Annotated in this window: 18 protein-coding genes; 9 read left to right on the top strand and 9 right to left on the bottom strand. The window is 43.0% G+C overall.

The window, feature by feature from the left end:
• Positions 1–6: 6 nt before the first annotated feature.
• Both V1U08_RS02040 and V1U08_RS02035 read right to left on the bottom strand, forming a co-directional pair.
• Positions 7–666, bottom strand: coding sequence for a lysoplasmalogenase (locus V1U08_RS02040; protein WP_014234285.1), 660 nt, complete (start codon positions 664–666; stop codon positions 7–9).
• Positions 667–959: 293 nt separating this feature from the next.
• Positions 960–2,108, bottom strand: a complete 1,149-nt coding sequence (locus V1U08_RS02035; protein ID WP_065303638.1) for an iron-containing alcohol dehydrogenase — start codon at positions 2,106–2,108, stop codon at positions 960–962.
• Positions 2,109–2,314: 206 nt separating this feature from the next.
• On the opposite strand from V1U08_RS02035, the gene V1U08_RS02030 reads away from it, so the two are divergent.
• Together V1U08_RS02030 and V1U08_RS02025 are read left to right on the top strand one after the other, a co-directional pair.
• The gene (locus V1U08_RS02030) at positions 2,315–3,196 is read left to right on the top strand and encodes an AraC family transcriptional regulator (RefSeq protein ID WP_065298553.1); all 882 of its coding nucleotides are present in this window, start codon (positions 2,315–2,317) and stop codon (positions 3,194–3,196) included.
• A 276-nt stretch (positions 3,197–3,472) separates the two neighbouring features.
• On the top strand, positions 3,473–6,640 hold the full coding sequence (locus tag V1U08_RS02025) for a chitinase C-terminal domain-containing protein (RefSeq protein ID WP_330469772.1): 3,168 nt from the start codon (positions 3,473–3,475) through the stop codon (positions 6,638–6,640).
• A gap of 79 nt (positions 6,641–6,719) precedes the next feature.
• Here the strand turns inward: V1U08_RS02025 and glgC are convergent, their stop codons facing one another.
• The 4 genes from glgC to V1U08_RS02005 all read right to left on the bottom strand — a co-directional run bounded on the left by glgC (position 6,720) and on the right by V1U08_RS02005 (position 12,171).
• Positions 6,720–7,934 carry a glucose-1-phosphate adenylyltransferase gene (gene glgC, locus V1U08_RS02020; protein WP_020334926.1) on the bottom strand — a complete coding sequence of 405 codons (1,215 nt, stop codon included), beginning with the start codon at positions 7,932–7,934 and terminating at the stop codon, positions 6,720–6,722.
• Between the two features lie 359 nt (positions 7,935–8,293).
• Complete coding sequence (locus tag V1U08_RS02015; protein ID WP_330469771.1) at positions 8,294–10,042, bottom strand: formate--tetrahydrofolate ligase; 1,749 nt, start codon at positions 10,040–10,042, stop codon at positions 8,294–8,296.
• A gap of 221 nt (positions 10,043–10,263) precedes the next feature.
• Positions 10,264–11,568 carry an inosine/guanosine kinase gene (locus tag V1U08_RS02010; protein ID WP_330469770.1) on the bottom strand — a complete coding sequence of 435 codons (1,305 nt, stop codon included), beginning with the start codon at positions 11,566–11,568 and terminating at the stop codon, positions 10,264–10,266.
• A 129-nt stretch (positions 11,569–11,697) separates the two neighbouring features.
• Positions 11,698–12,171 carry a CreA family protein gene (locus V1U08_RS02005; RefSeq protein ID WP_020334924.1) on the bottom strand — a complete coding sequence of 158 codons (474 nt, stop codon included), beginning with the start codon at positions 12,169–12,171 and terminating at the stop codon, positions 11,698–11,700.
• Between the two features lie 260 nt (positions 12,172–12,431).
• On the opposite strand from V1U08_RS02005, the gene V1U08_RS02000 reads away from it, so the two are divergent.
• Entirely contained in the window at positions 12,432–12,941 is a 510-nt protein-coding gene (locus tag V1U08_RS02000; RefSeq protein WP_014234277.1) for a hypothetical protein, read from the top strand.
• Positions 12,942–13,297: 356 nt separating this feature from the next.
• On the top strand, positions 13,298–13,966 hold the full coding sequence (locus V1U08_RS01995; RefSeq protein WP_020334921.1) for an HAD-IA family hydrolase: 669 nt from the start codon (positions 13,298–13,300) through the stop codon (positions 13,964–13,966).
• 458 nt (positions 13,967–14,424) lie between these two features.
• On the opposite strand, the gene V1U08_RS01985 is transcribed toward V1U08_RS01995, so the two are convergent.
• Positions 14,425–15,855, bottom strand: a complete 1,431-nt coding sequence (locus tag V1U08_RS01985; RefSeq protein ID WP_330469769.1) for a methyl-accepting chemotaxis protein — start codon at positions 15,853–15,855, stop codon at positions 14,425–14,427.
• Positions 15,856–16,405: 550 nt separating this feature from the next.
• Here V1U08_RS01985 and V1U08_RS01980 point away from each other — a divergent pair.
• Together V1U08_RS01980 and V1U08_RS01975 are read left to right on the top strand one after the other, a co-directional pair.
• Positions 16,406–17,002, top strand: a complete 597-nt coding sequence (locus V1U08_RS01980) for an acyl carrier protein phosphodiesterase (RefSeq protein WP_330469768.1) — start codon at positions 16,406–16,408, stop codon at positions 17,000–17,002.
• A 67-nt stretch (positions 17,003–17,069) separates the two neighbouring features.
• On the top strand, positions 17,070–18,323 hold the full coding sequence (locus tag V1U08_RS01975; protein ID WP_330469767.1) for a DEAD/DEAH box helicase: 1,254 nt from the start codon (positions 17,070–17,072) through the stop codon (positions 18,321–18,323).
• 87 nt (positions 18,324–18,410) lie between these two features.
• Here the strand turns inward: V1U08_RS01975 and V1U08_RS01970 are convergent, their stop codons facing one another.
• A complete protein-coding gene (locus V1U08_RS01970; protein ID WP_330469766.1) occupies positions 18,411–19,199 on the bottom strand; it encodes an EAL domain-containing protein in 789 nt (262 codons plus the stop codon).
• Between the two features lie 180 nt (positions 19,200–19,379).
• Positions 19,380–20,012: a hypothetical protein gene (locus tag V1U08_RS01965; RefSeq protein ID WP_014234270.1), complete on the bottom strand. Its 633-nt coding sequence runs from the start codon at positions 20,010–20,012 to the stop codon at positions 19,380–19,382.
• A 206-nt stretch (positions 20,013–20,218) separates the two neighbouring features.
• Here V1U08_RS01965 and V1U08_RS01960 point away from each other — a divergent pair, with 206 nt between their 5' ends.
• The 3 genes from V1U08_RS01960 (at position 20,219) to V1U08_RS01950 (ending at position 21,736) form a co-directional block, all read left to right on the top strand.
• A complete protein-coding gene (locus V1U08_RS01960) occupies positions 20,219–20,461 on the top strand; it encodes a DUF2164 domain-containing protein (RefSeq protein ID WP_014234269.1) in 243 nt (80 codons plus the stop codon).
• 169 nt (positions 20,462–20,630) lie between these two features.
• Positions 20,631–21,170, top strand: a complete 540-nt coding sequence (locus V1U08_RS01955) for a cytochrome b (RefSeq protein ID WP_330469765.1) — start codon at positions 20,631–20,633, stop codon at positions 21,168–21,170.
• Positions 21,167–21,736 (top strand): YceI family protein, encoded by a 570-nt coding sequence (locus tag V1U08_RS01950; RefSeq protein ID WP_014234267.1) that lies wholly within the window; start codon positions 21,167–21,169, stop codon positions 21,734–21,736. Before V1U08_RS01955 ends, V1U08_RS01950 begins: the two co-directional genes overlap by 4 nt.
• Positions 21,737–21,789: the final 53 nt, after the last annotated feature.

The raw sequence follows: 21,789 nt of genomic DNA, 5'->3' as shown, positions 1-21,789 counted from the left end.
AAGGTTTTATGCATTAATAACAGTTAGGTAGGGGGTACGAATCACAATGGCGATTACCGACATTGTAATAAGAGTTTGCGCTGAGTAATAGGTCACCATGACTACCTGACGGGAAAAAATGGATTGACCGTCAAAGCGTCCGAACGCCAATACCATTCCGGATATAACGAAGAGTAAACATCCCAATATAGCAAAGGATGAGGATTGAGTCTGACCACTTAAATAGTATTCCAGTGCCATCCAACTCATCGCCATCAAAACCAGTATATAGATTGCTACGGGTAATTTCTGCTTTCCCAGACTCGGTCTAAAAAACATATAAATACAACCACCTAAACCAAAGATGGCGATGGGTAACCAGGGTGTGATATGCCAAGCGGAGATGAGTGCAAAACTAAAACAGTAGGATAAATGGGCTAAGCAGAATGCACTGAATCCTAGCAGTGACTTGTTTCTGTGTGACATAAGCAAAATGTCTCCAAACAGGGAGAGCGACAGACCTAATAAAATCCATTGGGTGTAGGGTAGATGGGTAGCTTCGGATGTGATCAAAATGCCAATCATTAAGAGAAGCGGGAGCGGTTTTGATGCGTAAAACAGCCACTTCGGACCGTTACGAATACTCATAATATGCAAGGACGCCAATACGACAACGACTAGCCACATAGATTGTTCTCTTGAATAGACAAACTAAGCAGCATGGTGCTATCGCTCGAGCAAGATATCCAAGTAGGACACTAACTCTTTCATATTTTTATTTACGCTAAGCTGCCGCTTTAAAATTAAATTATTTTTAGTATTTTCGAGCTCTTAAGGAGTATTGCTTTTATTAACGTTACATTTAGCCTTAAAAGCCTAGATATCAAAACTCATATTTTTAAAGCGTAGCATAAAAAACGGTATTGTGACTTTGTATGCACAATACCGTAACGCTATATCAGTCGGTGTGAAAAACGCTCTTACGCGATGGCTAAATCAAGAATTTCGCGGCTAGTAGCAAGGTCAATGGCCTGGTTTTCACCAAGGACAGTCATTCCGTGTTTTTCTAATTGCTCGATAACCGTATCAATTGCCTGCTGACGGTTATCACCGTAATTTTCAAGTTTGGTTGCAACACCTAATTGGTGATAAAAATCTTCAATCAACTGAACAGTGCGCTCAGCAAGATCATCACTCGCTTCTAACGCAAATACATTTCGGCCCATTTGTTCTAGCTTCGCTCGCTTGAACTTCATTTGGTTGCGAAGCAGAGATGGTTGAATGATCGCAAGTGATCGCGCGTGATCGACACCCCAAACTGCAGTCAATTCGTGACCGATCATGTGTGTCGCCCAATCGTGAGGCACACCGCTACCAATGAGACCGTTCAGCGCCTGATTCGCTGACCACATAAGGTTTGCACGCCATTTGTCATCATCGCGCTCGGCAAATTGTTCACCTAGTGCTTTTAGCGTTTTTAGCAAGGTCTCTGCGTACCCGTCTTGTACCATTGCACCTGTTGGTAACGTTAAGTACTGTTCACAAACGTGTACCCAAGCATCCACAATACCGTTGATTAACTGGCGTTCTGGCAGTGTTTTCATCACATCTGGGTCAAGAACGGCAAATTTTGGTTGTACCGCCGGTGACATGAACGGAAGTTTATCTTGAGTTTCTGCTTTAGTGATAACAGCACCCATGTTGGATTCAGAGCCCGTTGCAGGTAGTGTTAAAATCGCTGCTAACGGTAGCGCTTCTTCCACTTGATGTTGACCAATCAGGATATCCCAACCGTCACCATCATATTTAGACGCTGCTGCCACGTACTTCGAACCATCAATAACAGAACCACCACCCACGGCAAGAATAAAGTCGACGTTTTGTGCTTTTACAATCTCTACGGCTTTGTCTAACGTTTCTTTGGTCGGGTTTGGCTCTACGCCAGAGAACTCTAACCACTCATGGCCTTGTAGCGCATCCGCTACTTGATCATAAACACCATTCTTCTTGATAGAACCACCACCGTATATGACCAGTACTTTTTGGTCTGCAGGGATGGCTTCTTTAATTGAAGCGATTTGGTTCTGACCAAAGAAAATTTTGGTCGGGTTGACATAAGAAAAGTTCATTACAGGCCTCTTGTTTCTTTGTTGAGGAGATTGAATACGTGCATATTAGTACTGTGTGGTGGGAAGTAGTAGGCTCATTTCTGGAAATAACTTGCCTATTTCTACAAAATTAATCGTTGCCTGATAGAATATATTGCTTAAGTGAGTGTATATTACTCAATATCACCGCAAAATGAGAAAAGTATGGTTACTTGTGGAGGTTTTGGATGAGTTCATTAGCAGAAATTATGAAGCAGTATGTTGATCAGCATGATTTACATGAACTGGAAGGGATCAAACAAACCGCGATTGAAGGGGTATGGTTTTATCGCAGTAGTAAGGGAAACAACCGGCAGCCTTTTGTTTATCAATCTGGGATCATTGTTTTAGGCCAAGGACACAAAAACATCCATATAGGTTCGACACCTGTTCAATATGGTCCAGATGACTATCTTGTCGTTGGTGTACCGATGCCATTGGAGTGTGAAGCGTTTGCATCCAACGACGAGCCATTGTTGGGAATCTCAATTGACATCTCACCAGCGCTACTGAACAAACTCGTCAAAAAACTAGAAGCTCAAAATTACAGTAATACCTGCTCAGATAGCTCTCTATGTGGACTTAAATCCGTCAAAATGAACTCGAGTATGCTGGATGCGTGTAAAAGATTGATGAGTGCACTTTGCAATGAGCTGGACGTGGCAATTTTAGGTGATCTTCTACTCGAGGAAATCGTGTATCGCACCTTAGTCAGCAAGGAAGGGTATGTGTTATTTGAGCTAGCTCATCAGGAGGGCTCCTATGCAAGGGTGGCAAAAGCGCTAACCCGTGTTCATCAGGCATACCATGAACAACTCAACGTACAGACGCTCGCGGAAGAAGCGAACATGAGTATTTCTGCATTTCATCAGGCATTTCGTAGCGTGACGCTTGAATCTCCTCTGCAATACATCAAAAAAGTGCGACTTAATAAAGCTCGTGACTTAATTCAATTAGAAGGACGGAGAGTGAATGATGCGGCTCGACTGGTGGGTTACAGCAGTCCGTCCCAGTTCAGTCGTGAGTACAAGCGCCACTTTAATGAAACGCCAAGAGCAACAAAGTCTTAGTGATCTTGAGTCAAAAATTATAACTTTTTTCGCCTGTTTTATTAATTTGCGACGGACTTATTTATTTGAGCTAAAAAATTAGCGATTGCTGCCAAGTGATTGATACATATTTGCAACATTGTAGTGGATTGTTGAGAAGTGACACCGAAAATTGATCACAGTGAGAGGTGATTTTTAAAAACTGTACTTAAGTTATTTTACTTCGAAATAAAAGTGTAAATGCGTGCTACAAGCACGTTTGTTTATTTTTTAACAATAACTTAAGGAAAAGGGAAAATGCACCTTAAAAACGGGAAAGCAGTGAAAAGTGTTTTTACGCTTAGTACGCTGACGGCTTCTTGTCTCATGGCTTTCAACAGTTATGCTGCCGTTGATTGCTCTCCATTGGAGGTTTGGGAGTCATCAACAATTTATACAGGTGGTGAGCAGGTTAAGTTCGAAGGTAATGGATACGAAGCGCGCCATTGGACACAGAATAATAACCCTTCACAGTCTGGTGAGTGGGGGGAATGGGAAAACTTGGGGGCTTGTGAAAATACAGAACAGGTTGAACCACCACAAAACACCGCCCCAACGATTGCCTTGACTTCACCTTCTGCGTCAGACACCGTTTTCGTAGGGGAAGTTGTAACTTTATCTGCTGATGCGGCAGACTCAGACGGCACAATAAGTAAAGTAGAATTCCTTGTCGATGGTGTCATTGTTGGACAGTCCAATTCAGCGCCTTTCTCAGCCTCTTGGACTGCCACAGAAGGGCAACATAATTTCTCCACATTGGCATATGATGATGCTGGTGCGGTGAGTTCAGCAAGCAGTGTCACCCTCACTGTTCAAAATTCTCAAGCGAGTAACGAAGCACCAACCGTTGATCTCACGCTTTCAACATCCTCAATAGAGCTAGGTGGTAGTGTAACGTTGACAGCCAATGCAGCCGATACCGATGGTACCGTGACTAAAGTTGATTTTTACATTGCAGGCGTATTGGCAGGAACCGCGACAAGTGCACCATACTCTTTAGACGTTACTCCTTCACAATCGGGTTCTCTGGCGGTCTATGCAAAAGCGACAGATGATGCTGGTGCCGCTACAGATTCCTCATTACTCACTCTGAATGTGGATGGTGGCTCTGTGGCATCTAACTGTCGTCCTGATGGCTTATACCAAACTTCTGGTGTCGACGTTCCTTATTGTACGATCTACGACGAAGAAGGGCGTGAGAAGATGGGCGCAGATCATCCTCGTCGTGTGATTGGCTACTTCACCAGTTGGCGTAGTGGTGATGACCCACAGTCTACGTATCTTGTAAAAGACATTCCATGGGGGCAATTAACTCATATTAACTACGCGTTCGTCAGTATTGGCTCTGATGGCAAGGTTAATGTGGGTGATGTCAATGATCCAGCCAACCCTGCAACCGGAAAAACGTGGCCTGGTGTAGAAGTCGATCCTACTTTGGGTTTCCAAGGTCACTTTGGTGCACTGGCAACCTATAAGCAAAAACATGATGTTAAGACGTTAATCTCAATCGGTGGTTGGGCAGAAACCGGTGGCCATTTTGATACCACTGGTGAGCGTGTTGCAGACGGTGGTTTCTACACTATGACAACCAATGCTGACGGCTCAGTTAATCACGCAGGCATTGAAAAGTTTGCGTCGTCTGCTGTGGAAATGATGCGTAAGTATAAATTCGATGGATTGGATATTGATTACGAATACCCAACATCGATGGCTGGCGCTGGCAACCCTTACGATACAGATTTTATGGAGCCAAGACGTGCGTACCTTTGGGCCTCTTACCAAGAGTTGATGAAAGTACTGCGCGAGAAGTTAGATGCGGCTTCGGCACAGGATGGTGTTCATTACATGTTGACCATTGCCGCACCGTCATCAGGTTACTTACTGCGCGGCATGGAAACGTTCGACGTAACTAAGTATCTGGACTACGTAAACATTATGTCGTACGACTTACATGGTGCCTGGAACGACCATGTCGGTCACAACGCTGCACTGTTTGATACAGGGAAAGACTCGGAGCTTGCTCAGTGGAATGTATATGGTACGGCAGCTTATGGTGGCATCGGTTACCTGAACACGGATTGGGCTTACCATTACTTCCGTGGATCTATGCCAGCAGGCCGGATTAACATTGGTGTTCCTTACTACACTCGTGGCTGGCAAGGCGTCACTGGCGGTGAAAATGGTTTATGGGGCCGTGCTGCGCTACCTAACCAGTCTGAATGTGCGGCAGGTACAGGCGAAGGTGAAAGCAACAATTGTGGTCATGGTGCGATGGGTATTGACAACATGTGGCATGATCTAGACCCAGCCGGAAACGAAATGGGGGCCGGTTCTAACCCTATGTGGCATGCGAAGAACTTGGAGAAAGGCATTTGGGGTTCTTACGCTGAGGCATACGGTCTTGATCCTGTAAATGATCCTACTGACCAGCTCGTCGGCACGTACACTCGTCATTATGATGACGTAGCGGTAGCCCCGTGGTTGTGGAATGCAGATAAGAGTGTATTCCTGTCTACGGAAGATAAAGCATCCATCGAAGTTAAAGCGGACTACGTTATCGACAAAGAGATCGGTGGCATTATGTTCTGGGAACTGGCAGGTGACTACAACTGTTATCTACTTGATGAAAATGGTAACCGAACTTCTGTCGATGCAACCGAGCAGGCGTGTGCTGCGGGGAATGGTGAATATCACATGGGTAACACCATGACAAAAGCCATTTACGACAAGTTTAAATCCGCAACACCATACGGTAATAAAGTTGCTACGGGTGCGCTTCCGACAGAAGCCGTCGATATCACAGTGAGCGTTGGCGGCTTTAAAGTTGGTGACCAAAACTACCCAATTAACCCTAAAATTACCTTTACCAACAATACTGGCCAAGCTATTCCCGGAGGTACCGAGTTCCAGTTTGATATTCCTGTATCCGCGCCGGACAATGCGAAAGACCAGTCTGGTGGTGGTTTGAAAGTTATCGCTTCTGGCCATACTCGTGCAAACAACATTGGTGGTTTGGATGGCGTAATGCATCGTGTCTCTTTCTCACTACCTACGTGGAAAGAACTTCCTGCAGGCGGAACCTATGAGTTAGACATGGTTTATTACCTGCCAATTTCGGGGCCAGCGAACTATACGGTTATTTCCGGCGGTAAAGAGTTTGCGTTTAAATTCGAGCAGCCAGACTTGCCAATTGGTGATTTAACCTCGGGCACGGGTGGGGATGGCGGTACGACAGAGCCAGGAACTTGTGACACTGCCGGTCTGGTAACATATCCAGACCTTCCTCAAACGGATTGGGCTGGTAATCCAAGTCATGCCAATCAAGGTGATAAGGTGATCTACGACGGTGTGGTATACCAAGCAAACTGGTGGACGTCTTCTCTGCCGGGAAGTGATGGTAGCTGGTCTACGGTATGTAATATCTAAGACCTTTTATGATAACTAACACAAAAGCGCACGATATCAATCGTGCGCTTTTTTTGATTAAGCAGAAAGAGTCGATGAATTAAAACGTATAACTTTCAGGAACAACGACAATCCCTTTCTCTGAAATTCGGAACCTTTTAGCGTCTTCTACTTTATTTAGTCCAATTTGAGTGTTCGGTGGGATTCGAACGTGCTTGTCGATGATGCAGTTAACTAGCTGGCAACCTTCACCAACTTCAACATCATCAAATAGAATACTGTCTACGACGGTCGCGCTGTCTTTTATGCGAACGTTGGAGGAAATAATGGAGTGCTGGACTGAGCCACCAGAATTGACCACACCATTGGCAATGATAGAGTTGATGAAAATGCCTTCATTACCTGTTGCGGATGATACGGTTCGTGCTGGTGGAAATTGTGGCTCATAAGTACGAATGGCCCAGTTCGACTGGTATAAATTCATTGGCGGAACGGGTTCTAATAAATCCATATTGGCTTCAAAGAACGAGTCAATCGTACCAACGTCTCGCCAGTAGCAGTCCTTATCAACACGTCCTTTGCTGCCGCAAAACTTGTAAGCGTATACCGATTCTGAATCAATTAATTTTGGAATGATGTCTTTACCAAAGTCATGGCTTGAGTTTTCATTATTTGCATCTTCGCGAAGCGCTTCTTTAAGTACGTCCATATCAAAAATGTAAATGCCCATGGACGCAAGACTCTTAGAGGGATCTTCAGGCAGAGTAGGCGGATTTGATGGTTTTTCTATAAAGGACTTAACCAGCCCATTTTCCGCAGTACCAATCACGCCAAACGCCGTCGCTTCTTCTACTGGTACATCCATACACGCGACAGTAAGTTTAGCGCCTTTCTCTTTGTGCTCTTCCAGCATGGCCGCGTAATCCATTCGGTAGATGTGGTCGCCAGATAATACAACGACGTATTTTGCATCATTTCGGGACAACAACCACAAGTTGTGATAGATGGCGTCTGCGGTACCTTCATACCATGCACCACCTTTGCGCATTTGAGGAGGGACGGCGGTGATGTATTCACCAAGCTCTGGGTTAAAGATCGACCAGCCATCACGAAGGTGCTTCTGTAGCGAATGAGACTTGTATTGTGTTAGGACTAAGATTTTTCTTAAACCTGAATTTAGACAGTTAGTTAGAGTGAAGTCGATGATGCGATATTTACCACCAAATGGTACAGCCGGCTTGGCACGGTCATCAGTCAGTGGGCTAAGTCTGGAGCCCACACCTCCAGCTAAAATTACGGCGAGTGCGTCTTGCATAATGTTCCCTTTCCCTTGTAATACATGACCCAAAATAGTGCTGAACCGGGGAGAGGTGGTTCCAAGCAAACGGCATTTTGAATGACAGGTATTAGTGTGTTTATGTTCTAATGCAACTTTAGTACAAGAATCGAGCCATAGAATAAATTTTTATAAATCAATAAGATTAATTTAAACACAGACAAATAATGCCCTATTTTAGGGAAGGGTGAAAATGGCATGCACCATATTGATGCGCTGGAAAGAGTGTTTATAAGTATGAAGAATTTACAATGTAAAGTAATGCCGAAACAACGAGATAGAGAGCGATATACGCTCTCTATAATGAAGTTTAATTTAAATGACAGGACGTAGTGTTGTTATGACAAACCAATAATGTTGCCTTCCTCATCTAAATCCAAGTTCATAAAAGCAGGTTTGTCCGGAAGCCCTGGCATCGTCATCACACTGCCTGATAGTGCATAAATGAACCCTGCGCCAGCGCATAAACGTAATTCACGTATTGGAACCGTAAATCCACGCGGAGCCCCTTTGACGCTGGAGTCGGTAGTGATAGAAAGTGGTGTTTTTGCAATACACACTGCGAGGTCATTAAAACCTAAAGCTTCAAACCTCTTAAGCTGTGAAATGCTCAGATCACTCAATTCGACATTTGACGCGCCATACCCAGCTTCACAAACCGACATTAATTTTTCTTCCAGCTTTTGTTCTTTTGTATAAAGCGGGCGGAAATCCGTTTGAGTATTACATGCTTCTACCACAAATTGAGCGAGCTCTACAGTACCTTCACCACCGTTTGAAAAAGCGGTACTGATGGCCACATTGACACTTGGGTCATAGTCACGAATCTTCTGACGCAGTACTGAGAGTTCCTGTTCGCAGTCTTGCGGAAACTGGTTGATCGCGACAACGGCAGGAAGGCCGTATTTCTTAACGTTATTGATATGCCACTTCAGGTTTTCAAATCCGGCTTCTAGCGCTGGCTTGTCAGGGTTAAATATCGATTCAGGAATAGCAGCACCCGGACGAAGATCATAATGCCCCGAATTCGCTTTTAGGCCACGTAAGGTGGCAACAATCACCACACAATCAGGAGCGTGGTTTGAGGCTGCTGCTTTTATATTGCATGCTTTCTCCAGCCCCATATCCGAGCCAAAACCGGCTTCAGTTACAGTGTAACTAGAAAGTTTTAGTGCAATTTCATCAGCGATGATAGAAGAGTTGCCGTGAGCAATATTCGCAAAGGGACCAGCGTGAATAAGAGTAGGGACACCTTCTAAAGTCTGCATTAGTGTAGGCGCAATGGCTTCTTTCAACGTTACTGCCATAGCTCCCGCCACTTGAAGGTCTTCAGTCGTCACCGGATGGCCATCTAAATCATAAGCAACAACAATTCGTCCGATTCGTTTACGCAGGTCTGCTAAATCTTTGGCGAGTGCAATGATTGCCATGAGTTCTGATGCGGCAGAAATGTCGAAACCTTCGCTTCTTTCGATGCCATTAATGGTTTTACCTGGTTCGTTTAGACCAATTTTTACCATGCGTAGTGCGCGATCATTATGATCCATTACGCGCTTCCACGTGATACTGTCGACATCTATTTTTAATGCTTTTAAACCAGTACGAGCTTCGAATGCGTCGTAGCCTTCACGTTGCTCGTGGTATAGACGGGCATCTAGCGCGGCTGATGCAAGGTTATGAGCAGCGGTAACGGCGTGAATATCGCCAGTTAAATGTAAGTTTAACTCTTCCATCGGTGCGACTTGAGAGTAACCACCGCCGGCCGCACCACCTTTGATTCCGAATACTGGACCCATAGAAGGCTGTCTGATGCAGGCCATCACGGATTGGTTTAACTTTGCTAAACCTTGTGCGAGGCCGATAGTTGTGACCGTTTTACCTTCGCCGAGTGGCGTTGGTGTTATGGCCGTGACTAATACTAATTTACCGTCTTTGTTTTCTTTGAGACGGTTTAAACATCTTGGATGAACTTTGGCTTTGTGTTTGCCGTGTGTATCATATTCATCAGGCTGTAAACCTGCATTCGCGGCAATAGTATCGATTGAGGATAGAGGGGTGTTTCGGCAAATTTCAATGTCGGACTGCATGGATGCTCCCAAAGTGACTAAACCGTAGTGCATAAAGCGAAGGCATTGCTGTTACGCAATCGTTTGCGCGAGAATAATACTGGTAAAAAACCAACTGTAAAGAATTTAATGCGAATCTTTGCGGTGCATATTAGCAAAAACAACTAAACACTGCTCTAGATCAAAACAAAAAGGCCACCAAAAGGTGACCTAAGTGAATTTTTACACTGAAAATCAGGCTATTAGCGATCCCAGTATGCCTCTTCTAAACTGTCTTCGCGTTCAGGAAGAGCACGAGACAGGCGAGGAGAGTGCTGTGTTAATACTTCATAGCTCACTCGGTTTGCGTATTTACAAATTTGGGAAAGCGAAGAGTATGTTAAGCAGCGTACTTCGTGCTTTTCTGAACCTGGCACTTCTTTCTGGTGGAATGAGTTTGCCGCCATATCATGCAGAAGTGCGGAAAGTGCTGCATCGCCAGCACCATTGGTATTCTTAATTTCCAGAGGTCCGCCTAAGTATGGGCCAATGTGAGAGTACACTTTCATTACATTTTTACAGTCAGATTTGCGCATTGCTCGGCTAAATTCGTATTGGTTGAATTCACCAATGCTGCTTTCCAAAATGTCATGCGTGGTTTCACGCTTCACAGTCTCGTCAGTGTAGCCTGCCATGTACAAGCCATTTGGTCCTGCGGTGCACAGAACTAGATCGACCCAATCAAGCGTTTTATCGGCTGCTGCTAGTGGATCGGTTAATCCAGTTAGAGCCGCGCCTTCTTCTTCATTCATAGCAACTACAGATACATTCTCACGAATGTATTCCTGCCACCATTCAGCGTTGCCTTCGATCACGTATTTCGTCCCTAAAGTAAGTACAACCGGAACATCGTGCTTTTTAGCAAAATCGATCGCTTTCTGTACCGCTTGTGGCATTGGATCTTCTTTTTTGCCACGCATTAGATAAGAAGAGACGACCAAAGCGGATGCCTTGCTGAATACTTCTTCTGGGATACTTTCTGGTAGAAGTTGGTTCATGTGCCCTTCGTTTATCGCAAAGGTACGCTCGCCATCTTGAGAAATAAGGGTGTAGCAACGACCAATAGGGCCATCTACTGTTTGTAGATGATTAAGGTTCATGCGAGAAGAAGTCTTACATAGGTATCGGTATGCAAATGAACCTACTTGAATGTTTCTAGACATGACACCCAATAGCACTGATTTACTGTCTGCAAGTACTGAGTAGTTGTGCAGCGTATTACCAATGGTATCTCCAGGATATTGGTGCGTAATCAGGCCTTGTTCAACCAGCTCTTCGTACAGAGCATCGGCTTTGTTCTCTTCAAGAACGAGAGAGTGGCCTTTACTTAAGTTGTACTTCTCTAAAAACGAATCGTCTACACGCGCTTCGATATCGACGATGGTTTGGCCTACACCGACAATCGTTGGACGATATAACTTTGGTGTTTGTCGAATTTGGTTAACGATTGGATCACGAGCGTGAGTTGGAAAGTAGTGTTTAGATTTACGCTGGCCAGGAAACTTCATGCTTGTTCTTGAGTGAGAAAAAAGAGGCGGGATTGTATCACATAAAAATGAAATTAAACTGGTTTTGTTGCAAGAAAACTTGCCCACCAACACATTATGGTGGGCTTTCGAAGGATAATTGAGGAGGTATTAATTGGCTTTTGCTTGTGTCGGCTCGACGTAAGCTTTTGTTCCCCAGAGTGGCACAGTTGATAGACTGTGTTTGAAGCTCCCTGAAGTCTCCTTTGTAGAGTATGAAAGGTACATCAGCGTTTGATTTTCTGGATCATAAATGCGTCGAATCTTCATCGACTTAAAGAAGATACTCTTTGACTTCTTAAAGACGACATCGCCAGATTTACTCTTATCAATCCTGGCTAGCATTTCAGGCGTGATTTCACCGGTTTGGCGACAAGAGATAGAGCTATCACTTGGGTCAGCAAGACTGAAATCCGCTTCAATACTGGCAACGTGACAAGTCACCCCCGGTACTTCGGGATCGACAAGCGTATTGAGTTTGATGTCTTTCATAGTAAACATGCCCAGTGATACATCACCAACTTCATCACTACCACAGCCGGCAAGCAGGGTTAGTAAGCTTAAAGCAAGTATGCGTTTTTTCATTATTTTGGCCTTCATGAGAAAAGTTTGTGGATTTAATCTATCAGACGTTAGCGAGTAAAACAAAATTTGGCGTTACCTCAGGACTTTAGCTAGGTTTGTTATAGGCTTCATGCTAAGGTACAGCCTCAAAACGAAGCTACGCGATACGACTTTTAAGTTCAGAGGTATCCCACACGGATTTTGTTGTCGATACAAGACGCAATTTGCTTTCGCTTTTGACTTGCTACTACTTTGTAGCCTGTGATTGTTAAGGTATGTAAATGAATGAAATACAGTTAGCCAGCATAGAACGCAAGAACGCGTGGCTGCATGATCTGGTCGAAGTCGAGTTTCCTACACCCGAAAGTTTGAAAGGGCGAGACATCTACTTTCAAACGCTAAAACAGCAACAATACCAAATCGTTGATAAAGACTCGTTGTTGGCCGGTGAGGCGGAGTGCAAAACTGACGATATCTTCCTCGTAGATTTCCATCGATTGACCATTATGTTTTCACTTCTTCAATCGCAGCGCTGGGATAAGCAATACGATAAAGACATGGTGGTTGAATACCTGACTCAAATCATTTTGACACCAGATTTTGAACTGTATGTCGGTTTTAAAGACGGAAGTCCTATTGGCGCTGCTATCACTAGCCATTTTGAAGGCAATACACTCATTTCAGATGTCGCTGTTTCTGATGTAATAGAGAAAAGCCAATTTGAGTCTGATCTAGCGAAGCGATTAGATAACGAAGCAAAACTTTGTGAAACAGTAATTATCGAGCGCTAACACTTTCATCACCATCTCTATAACGCAGCATCACTAACCCTTTAATAACTGACGAAACTTTGCAATTAGGCGCCCAAATTCTAACGTTATACGTGTTGCTGCGTTCGAACATTTCCCCCCTTATCTACAGCTCTGGTCATTGGCTCTCGCAATATATCGAACATCCTATTAAAAAGTTCACACTTTTAACGGTAACTAGATAGAAATCGGTGATCTTGATTTAAAAAAAGATAATTCTTCGAATTCATTTTTGCGAAATGCAGAGTTCATCGTTTAAACAATCCTAAACTCAAATATTATTGTTCTACAAAACAAAATAAGCTCAGCAATATTTTTAACGTGTTTGGGGGAAGGTAATGGCAATTAATAATGTTAAGTGCGTGATTTTTGATTGTGATGGAACACTGGTCGATAGTGAGCGTTTGTGTTGTCAGGCTTTAGTTCATGTATTCAACCAGTACGGTGCTGAACTCACTATCGATGAATGCGTGTCTCACTTCAAAGGTGGCAAACTCGCCGACATTTTAAGAGATACCAAAGCGTTAATGAATATTAATGTGCCGATTGACGTACTCGAACCCGAATATCGCCAGGAACTACAAAAGCTTTTCGTTCGACACTTACAACCTATGGATGGTGCCAAACAACTGCTGAACTTTTTTGATTCGCATAACATTGAATATTGCGTCGCATCTAATGGTCCGAAAGACAAAATAGAATATGCTCTGGAACTAACAGGGTTATTGGATTCTTTTAAAGGCAAAGTGTTTTCCGCGTTCGATGCAAATAGCTGGAAGCCTGAGCCAGATTTGCTGATGTATTCAGCAATGAATATGGGATTTTTACCCAGCGATTGTCTCTATATAGATGACACGCCTAAAGGTGTAGAAGCTGGAATAAATGCTGGTATCAAAACAGTGCATCTATTTAATGGTGAAGACATTAACCGTGTCGACGACGAACGCGTAATAAAAATTCAGCATTTTGATGAATTAAAAGAGCAGTTGTTAGGCTGCTCTATATAAGACATACATCGTAATCAAACCAGTAGTTAGTGACATATGCGACTTAAGCTGTGGATGTGTTTAACTTTGGATTGTAAGTAAGGCGTTTGATGTAAGCATTGGATTGAAGAAAAGCTTTTCGTATGAAAACCGCAAGCCGCGCAAGTGAACTTTTCGCCATCCGCAGAAATTAAATATTCATCGCATTGGCATAGTGGACAGGTAAGGTTTTCGTTTTCGTTATTGTTTGTATCTTTGTAATTATTCATATTGTTTTTCCAGCAGCAAATGGAATCTACATGTTCAAGCATAGCGGAACACAATCTTGATGAACATTCTTTCATCAGGTACTAATTGAACTTTCGATTCACTTCAAATATTTCAATTAGGTCGACAGTTTGTAAATGTTGGGTTAACAAAATTGAAATGAAAATAAGCCAGATAAACACACTGGGCTCTTTTTAGGAGCCCAGTCATTATTACTTGGTACGATAACGAAGAAGTACCTCTCCCAAATCAACAGACGCTTTGGTTAAATTCGCAACCCCAATAGTTGACTGTTGCGCCACTTCTCTAATCGTGCTGGATTGTGAGCGAATGTCTGTGAGCTCCGATGCAATGTCGTTGGCCACAGCACTTTGCTCTTCTGCTGAAGTAGAAATTTGGATACTCATGTCCATTAATGAACGCGCTGAATCAGCAATTGAAGAAATGTCATGACCAATTTCATCAATTAGATGGCTACTGGTTCGCGCCTGTTTAACTGTACGTTCAGTGATAGATGCGATGTTTTGGCTTTCAGTATGCAGCTTCTCAATCATTGCCTGAATCTCTACAGTAGCTTGCTGCGTGCGGCTGGCTAGTGTGCGTACTTCATCCGCGACAACTGCAAAACCACGGCCTTGTTCACCCGCTCGAGCGGCTTCGATAGCTGCATTAAGCGCAAGTAGATTAGTTTGTTCAGAAATCGCATTAATGGTTGTGATTACCTCATTAATTTGCGTTGTGTTCTCATTTAAATGGGTAACAGAATTCGCTGCTTGCTCAATGAAAGAAGATAAGGTTTCTATCTCGCCAATAACATTTTGTACGCGGCCACGACTTTGTTCAATTTTGTGCGCATCCTGATCGGATTGTGAGGTCGCTTGTTGCGAAATACTTGAAACTTCTTTTGCAGAAGCCGTCATTTCTTCCATCGCGGTCGCGACAGAATCGAGCGTTTGATACTGATGAGATATCTGAGTTTCGCTCAATAGCATGTCTTTTTCGAAAGCTGAAGACGTTTCACTTAACGTGTACGCGTTATTTTTAACACTATTAACTAGCTCCGTCAGCGTATCCATTGATTTGTCGAGTGCGCAACCAATGGTACCGAATTCGTCTCGGCCCGGATGAAAGCCTAAGCGAGACGTCAGATCACCTTCACCAATTTTTTGAGTCGTAGTGTAAAGAACCCAAAGTGCACCTCCGATGAAAGTGGCAACCCAGTAACAAAACAAGGCAAATGGAAGAACCCAAATAAAGCTAAGCAGCAGCGAGGTTAGGGCATTAGACTTAACTTGTTGATATTCTGTACTTCTATCTTCGGTTAATTTAATCACTTCCCCGTTGTCAGTGTGTGAATAAACAGTGACAGACCCGTCTATGAATAGACTCTGCTGTTGGCTATTTGCTTCTGTGATGCCATCGACTTGATAGATATTGCTTGGTTTTGCGTCGATGATCCCGGAAAGTTTAGCCTGTGCAGAAATGATTGCTTGATGTTCAAACTGGTTGATTTCGTTGTAGTAACGGCTCCCTGCAACCGAAGTTAGAGCCAGCAGAAACAGTAGGAAGATAACCCAGACTTTGTCATTTATAGACATCTTAATAAAGAGTCGATCTATAGTTCTAAACTCAACTTCTCTCATTTAACACTCCGTTTGAGATATAAGGTATTTCATCTCGTTATCGTCAGTGTTGAGGAAAACATGAGACCCAAATCATTAAAAAATGTAATATCTATAACGTTAATTTAATTATATGTGACATAAGTCAACTTATATGGCGGCGCTAGACATTGGCTTTGAGTCATTTGTCCGTTAAAAACAAGCAGTGAGCTGAGAGCTTACCGATATGCAAACGATTACCTTTGATGTTGCTCATAGGAAATTAAATCTTTACTTTTCGCTGTCATGAATGTGTCATATAAAGATTATAAAAAGGATTCACTGACATAGATTGTCAGTAGGAAGAAGCAAGTACGCTTCAAATTAAAACAAAGGAGGTCACAATGAGCGACCAATACCAAAACGATGAGAACCTAGAGCTACTAGATGCAATGGAAATTGGCATCATCTTGTCGGATTACTTTGGCTCAGAAAACGAATCTGAGTAGAGTGTCACTTAATTATCAACGCTGTGCTCAAGACGTTATACTAAGTTCATGTTACATCAAGCCTAACGGCAATATGGCGTCTAATGAACTTTCTTGCCCATCTACACATCGCAGATCACTGTAACAGCCATTTATTGGGGAATTTGCTTGGAGACTTCGTGAAAGGGGATCCAAGCAAACAGTATCAAACTGATATTTCTAATGGCATCAAACTTCATCGGTTTGTCGACCGTATAACAGACCATCATCCTATCGTTGAAGCGTGCAAGCCTCACTTTACTGGTGTTTCGCGACGCTTCGCTCCCATTGCTCTTGATATGTTTTGGGATCACTGTTTAGCTAAACAGTGGTCTGCGTTTCACCACCATTCTCTGGATAAATTTGTAAATGCTGCCTACCAGCGCGTTGACAGAGACGTTTGCGAGCAATTGCCAGAGCGTTTTCTTGTTCTGCATAGCAGGATGTGGACGGGTGGATGGCTTCAGTCCTATCAGGATTTAGAAAATATCGAATTTGCTCTGCATCGTATGTCCCAAAGAAGTCCTAGAATGTCAGATCTGACGACTACGTTCGCAGTATTAGATGAACAATATGAGACCTTAGCGGCTAAGTTTCCGCTTCTATACCACGATGTGCTTCGACAAGCCTTTGAGTTCCACCAGCAATTAATCAATGCATAGAGTGTAAAGGTAGTATGGTCTGGAGTGCTCTGGTAAACTCTGCGCTCCAAAAATTATGAGGTTTATCATGTCCGTTAATTTTGCTGACCTTGGCATTGAACAAAATCTGGTGGAAACTCTGAGCACATTAAACATCGAGACTCCGACACCGGTGCAAGAAAAGTCGATTCCCCATGTTCTGGAAGGAAAAAACCTGCTCGCTGCTGCACAAACGGGTACTGGTAAAACGGCTGCGTTTGGACTGCCTATTATTCAAAGCGTACAGCAAGAAAAACTGAACGGAACGCCAAAAGCTCTAATTTTGGTACCTACGCGTGAACTCGCTCAACAAGTCTTCGAAAGTTTGTCTCAGTATGCGTCGCAGACGGCATTACGCATTGTTTGTGTGTACGGTGGTACCAGTATTGGTGTTCAGAAGAAAAAGCTTGAGGATGGCGCGGACATTCTGATTGCGACCCCTGGACGCTTGTTGGATCATTTGTTTAACGGCAATGTAAACATCTCAAAGACGAATACGCTTGTACTCGATGAAGCTGATCGTATGTTGGATATGGGATTTTGGCCTGATTTGCAACGAATTCTGCGCCGCTTGCCAGATGAAAAACAGATCATGCTATTTTCCGCAACGTTTGAAAAGCGCATTAAAACCATTGCTTATAAGCTGATGGATTCTCCGGTTGAAATTGAAGTTACTCCACCAAACACGACCGCTGAAACGGTTACACAGATCGTTTATCCCGTCGACAAGAAGCGTAAACGTGAATTGCTCGCCTATTTAATTGGTTCAAAAAACTGGCAACAAGTGCTGGTGTTTACCAAAACAAAACAGGGTAGTGACGAACTGGCGAAAGAGTTAAAGCTAGATGGCATAAAAGCTGTGTCTATTAATGGTGATAAATCACAAGGCGCTCGTCAACGCGCATTGGATGAATTTAAACAGGGTAAAGTACGTGCATTGATTGCGACTGATGTTGCAGCCCGAGGGCTTGATATTCAGGAACTAGAGCAAGTAATTAACTTTGATATGCCGTTTAAAGCTGAAGATTACGTACACCGTATTGGTCGTACAGGACGAGCGGGTAATTCTGGACTTGCCGTATCCTTAATGAGCCGAGACGAAGAGTATCTGTTGCATGCGATTGAAAACTTACTGGATCAGCGATTGCCACAAGAATGGCTGGCGGGTTTTGAACCTAGTTTAATCGAAGAGGTCGAGCCTGAACGTCACGGTGGTGGTGGCCGTAAAAGTCGCTCGGCAGAAAAACGAAAACTTAAAGCCAAGTTAGCTATCCATAAAAATCGTGGTAAAAACCGTCGATAACTTAGTTTTTGGTGGGTTAAGTTTATTGATGACTTAGATTCGTTGATAAACTTAAGTAATTGGTTCATTTGGTAAATATCAAATGAACTAGGCTGTTTTCGCTTGATCATAAACGGCTAACGTTTCTGGAAGTGCAAGGTAATAGCCTTGATACATATCGAAGCCGAGTTTCTTCATTAAATTAAGTTGATGCTCGGTTTCAATTCCTTCGATAACGGTTTTCGCGCGTAAGTTTTTTGCCAATAAAAGCGCACTTGTCAGTGAAGACAGGTCGCCATGTTCGTATTTAACCAGTAATGAACGGTCCATCTTAATGATGTAAGGTTGAACAGATTCTACTCGCTCTATTGTCGATGCATTAACCCCATAATCGTCTATCGCAAGCTTAAAGCCGCACTTGCTGAGTTCTTGCGTTGATTGATAAAAACAGGATTCATCGTTCGCATCCAACTCGATTAACTCCAGCACAATCTGCTCTGTTTTCAAATGAGACTGACTAATGGTTTGCTTGAGCGCCTGACAGTATGACATGTCCTGTAACATCATTTCTGCTGCTTTAGGAAGCACATTGAGGAAGAGCTTCTTATGTTGGTAGCGCGATTGGCCAAAGTTCTTTATGTGTATCAAGCGACTTAAACGTTCGACATTAAATTGGTCTGAAACCGGAATGCTTTCTGATTGGAAAAAATAGTCTGGGCGGATCGTCGAGCCGTCAATATCGGTGATTCTTACCAGAGCTTCCAGACCAACAATAGAATGATCCTTTTGATAAATGGGTTGAAATACGCTTTTCAGTGTTAAATTTTGATATTTTGCGATGTACTGTCCATCTGCCTGTTTAGAAATGCAGCAAGTAAGCTGCGAGATACTCATCATTATTACAACCTAAATTAATGCTTATCATCGATGCGAGTACATCAAGCTTCATTGATTATAAGAATCTAAGCGCGCGCGACCTGATGAGGCAAGCTAGTTAGTTAGTGTTAATAAGATTTATCGAGCGGTATCAAACAAATGTATAGATAGATTGATAAGGTACGTATTCCCATCTTTAAGCTACCACTGCAATACGGCGTACAGCTGGAGATATTTTCGAACAAGTTGCTGTTTGTTTGAACGGCGTAATGGGTGGCCAAACTTGATATAGCATGGGTTGATATCAAAGCGAGAATTGAGCGATTGCGTAAGCTGCGACTCACTGGTGTATAAAGTAATACCTTGTTCAGTATATTCATTTATTGGGTCTGGTAACTCACCCATCCACCAATGCAGTAGCTCCCTGCTGGTTTTACTTCTACTTATCCAGTGATCACAAACCAGGAATAGTAAATCGTTGGGCTGTAACGCGTAGCCATATTCACTTTGCCACTCGGTTATCGAAGCAAGCATTTTTTCGCGACAAGGTTTACCCGCACTGACCATGTGATAACTCAAAACCCACACGGTGCCAATCTCTGAAGTAATGCGGTAATGGTGGGGAAGGTCGGGAGCATTAAGTACTTCAAGTGATTTAATGACACTGCTGTGGCCAAAGTGACGAAGTGTATGCTCCATCCGCCTTGAAAACGCGAGACCTAAATGATGTTCACTCATCCCTTGGTTGTGAACCGCAGGGTAGTGCTTTTCGCAGATCTTGAGGCAGTCTTCCTGAAAATCATTAACACTTTGTATTACTAAGTCGAGTAGCAAAGAAAATCCCTTAACGGTTATAAAAACGATGAGCAAAAATTAGCATAGTCTTTTTAGCATAGACTAAGTTGAATCGGCAACTTCTTGATCTAAACATCAAAATTAGGAATTCTATCCATCAATATCTTAGATAGTCCTAGTGATTGTTGGATAGAGTAGGTTGTCGTGAGGTCGATAATTGGATGATGAAATTTAGAGAGCAGTAAATGATTAAATTAGACAGAACACAAAAAGAAACATTATCAACGGCGATTCAAGATTATATGGAAGACGAACTAAGTATTGAAATCGGTCAGTTTGATTGCGAATTTCTCATTGATTTTATCACTGAAAAGCTTGGGGCAGTGTACTACAACAAAGGAGTTGAAGATGCCAAAGCCTTATTCGAGCGCCGTATGCTAGAAGTTTCTGACGAACTTTATGAGATAGAACAGGAAGTAAAACTCTAAAATTCATGAATTCTTACATTTAACTTATTCAAAAAATTCGAACAGGTTGGTAGATGTGCTGTAATTGGCTAGATGTAAATAATGGTAAATAATCTGTTTCATATAAAGTAAATCGGTTAATGTGTTGTTTCTTATTCAATATCAACACAGAAAATTCTTGGGAATTGAGATGGATACATCCGTAAAAAACTACAACCTTCTGACCCGCGCGATGCACTGGTTATCAGCCATCGTTATTGTTGGCTTATTTGCGGTCGGCTTATGGATGGTCGATTTGAGTTATTACAGCGAGTGGTATCGTACCGCACCTCATTACCATCGTTCTATTGGTATCTTGCTTGCGATAGTTACGTTATTCCGATTCGTTTGGAAGCACATTACCGCATCTCCTAAGCCAGAAGGTAAAAGCCATGAAATCATCGCAGCTAAGCTAGCGCATGGTGCGATGTATTTGTTACTTATTACCATTTTCGTAACGGGTTACCTGATTTCAACCTCGGATGGTCGAGGTATCGAAGTATTCGAGTGGTTTACCGTACCTGGCGCAGGCGAGTTGTTCCCAAATCAATCTGATCTGGCGGGTGAAATTCACTTTTACGCAGCTTGGGCTATCGTCCTAATGGCTGGTTTACATGCCGTTGCTGCACTTAAACATCACTTTATCGATAAAGACAACACATTAAGAAAAATGTTAGGAGCTTCAAAATGAAAAAGTCACTATTTGCTACAGGATTAGCGATCGCTATGGCACTTCCGTTTGGTGCGCAAGCAGCAGACTACGTTATTGATACGAAAGGGGCTCACGCTTCGATTAACTTCAAAGTAAGTCACTTGGGTTACAGCTTCATCAAAGGTCGTTTTAATACATTTTCTGGTGACTTTTCTTTTGATGAGAACAACGTTGCTGACGCTAAAGTGAATGTTGTTGTTGATACTACAAGTCTGGATTCAAACCATGCAGAGCGTGATAAGCACATCCGTAGCGGTGATTTCATCGATGCAGGTAAATTTGGTCAAGCAACGTTTACTAGTACAAAAGTAACGGATAAAGGCGACGGCAAACTTGATGTAACTGGTGATTTGACACTTCACGGTGTAACCAAGCCTATCACTATTGAAGCGGAATTCGTTGGCGCAGGTAACGACCCATGGGGTGGTGAGCGTGCTGGTTTCGTCGGTACTACTCGTCTAGAGCTAGCAGATTTTGATATCCCTGTAATGGGTTCTTCTAGCTATGTGGATATGGAACTTCATATCGAAGGCGTTAAGAAGTAATTTATTGTCACTCGTATAATAATATTAAAGCGCTCTTCAAACGAAGAGCGCTT

The sequence above is a fragment of the Vibrio sp. YYF0003 genome (genome assembly GCF_036350715.1).
Taxonomy (GTDB): domain Bacteria; phylum Pseudomonadota; class Gammaproteobacteria; order Enterobacterales; family Vibrionaceae; genus Vibrio; species Vibrio natriegens.
Note: the sequence above shows the minus strand (reverse complement) of the source record. Positions and strands in the feature narration are given on the sequence as shown.

What these genes read in the sequence shown, in the direction of transcription:
- V1U08_RS01975 (WP_330469767.1), top strand. Translation starts at nt 17,070, where the DNA reads ATGTCCGTTAATTTTGCTGACCTTGGCATTGAACAAAATCTGGTGGAA.
- V1U08_RS02010 (WP_330469770.1), bottom strand. Translation starts at nt 11,568, where the DNA reads ATGAAGTTTCCTGGCCAGCGTAAATCTAAACACTACTTTCCAACTCAC.
- V1U08_RS01985 (WP_330469769.1), bottom strand. Translation starts at nt 15,855, where the DNA reads ATGAGAGAAGTTGAGTTTAGAACTATAGATCGACTCTTTATTAAGATG.
- V1U08_RS02025 (WP_330469772.1), top strand. Translation starts at nt 3,473, where the DNA reads ATGCACCTTAAAAACGGGAAAGCAGTGAAAAGTGTTTTTACGCTTAGT.
- V1U08_RS02035 (WP_065303638.1), bottom strand. Translation starts at nt 2,108, where the DNA reads ATGAACTTTTCTTATGTCAACCCGACCAAAATTTTCTTTGGTCAGAAC.
- V1U08_RS02000 (WP_014234277.1), top strand. Translation starts at nt 12,432, where the DNA reads ATGAATGAAATACAGTTAGCCAGCATAGAACGCAAGAACGCGTGGCTG.
- V1U08_RS02040 (WP_014234285.1), bottom strand. Translation starts at nt 666, where the DNA reads ATGTGGCTAGTCGTTGTCGTATTGGCGTCCTTGCATATTATGAGTATT.
- V1U08_RS01950 (WP_014234267.1), top strand. Translation starts at nt 21,167, where the DNA reads ATGAAAAAGTCACTATTTGCTACAGGATTAGCGATCGCTATGGCACTT.
- V1U08_RS01970 (WP_330469766.1), bottom strand. Translation starts at nt 19,199, where the DNA reads ATGATGAGTATCTCGCAGCTTACTTGCTGCATTTCTAAACAGGCAGAT.
- V1U08_RS01955 (WP_330469765.1), top strand. Translation starts at nt 20,631, where the DNA reads ATGGATACATCCGTAAAAAACTACAACCTTCTGACCCGCGCGATGCAC.
- V1U08_RS02015 (WP_330469771.1), bottom strand. Translation starts at nt 10,042, where the DNA reads ATGCAGTCCGACATTGAAATTTGCCGAAACACCCCTCTATCCTCAATC.
- V1U08_RS01960 (WP_014234269.1), top strand. Translation starts at nt 20,219, where the DNA reads ATGATTAAATTAGACAGAACACAAAAAGAAACATTATCAACGGCGATT.
- V1U08_RS01980 (WP_330469768.1), top strand. Translation starts at nt 16,406, where the DNA reads ATGAACTTTCTTGCCCATCTACACATCGCAGATCACTGTAACAGCCAT.
- V1U08_RS01995 (WP_020334921.1), top strand. Translation starts at nt 13,298, where the DNA reads ATGGCAATTAATAATGTTAAGTGCGTGATTTTTGATTGTGATGGAACA.
- glgC (WP_020334926.1), bottom strand. Translation starts at nt 7,934, where the DNA reads ATGCAAGACGCACTCGCCGTAATTTTAGCTGGAGGTGTGGGCTCCAGA.
- V1U08_RS02030 (WP_065298553.1), top strand. Translation starts at nt 2,315, where the DNA reads ATGAGTTCATTAGCAGAAATTATGAAGCAGTATGTTGATCAGCATGAT.
- V1U08_RS02005 (WP_020334924.1), bottom strand. Translation starts at nt 12,171, where the DNA reads ATGAAAAAACGCATACTTGCTTTAAGCTTACTAACCCTGCTTGCCGGC.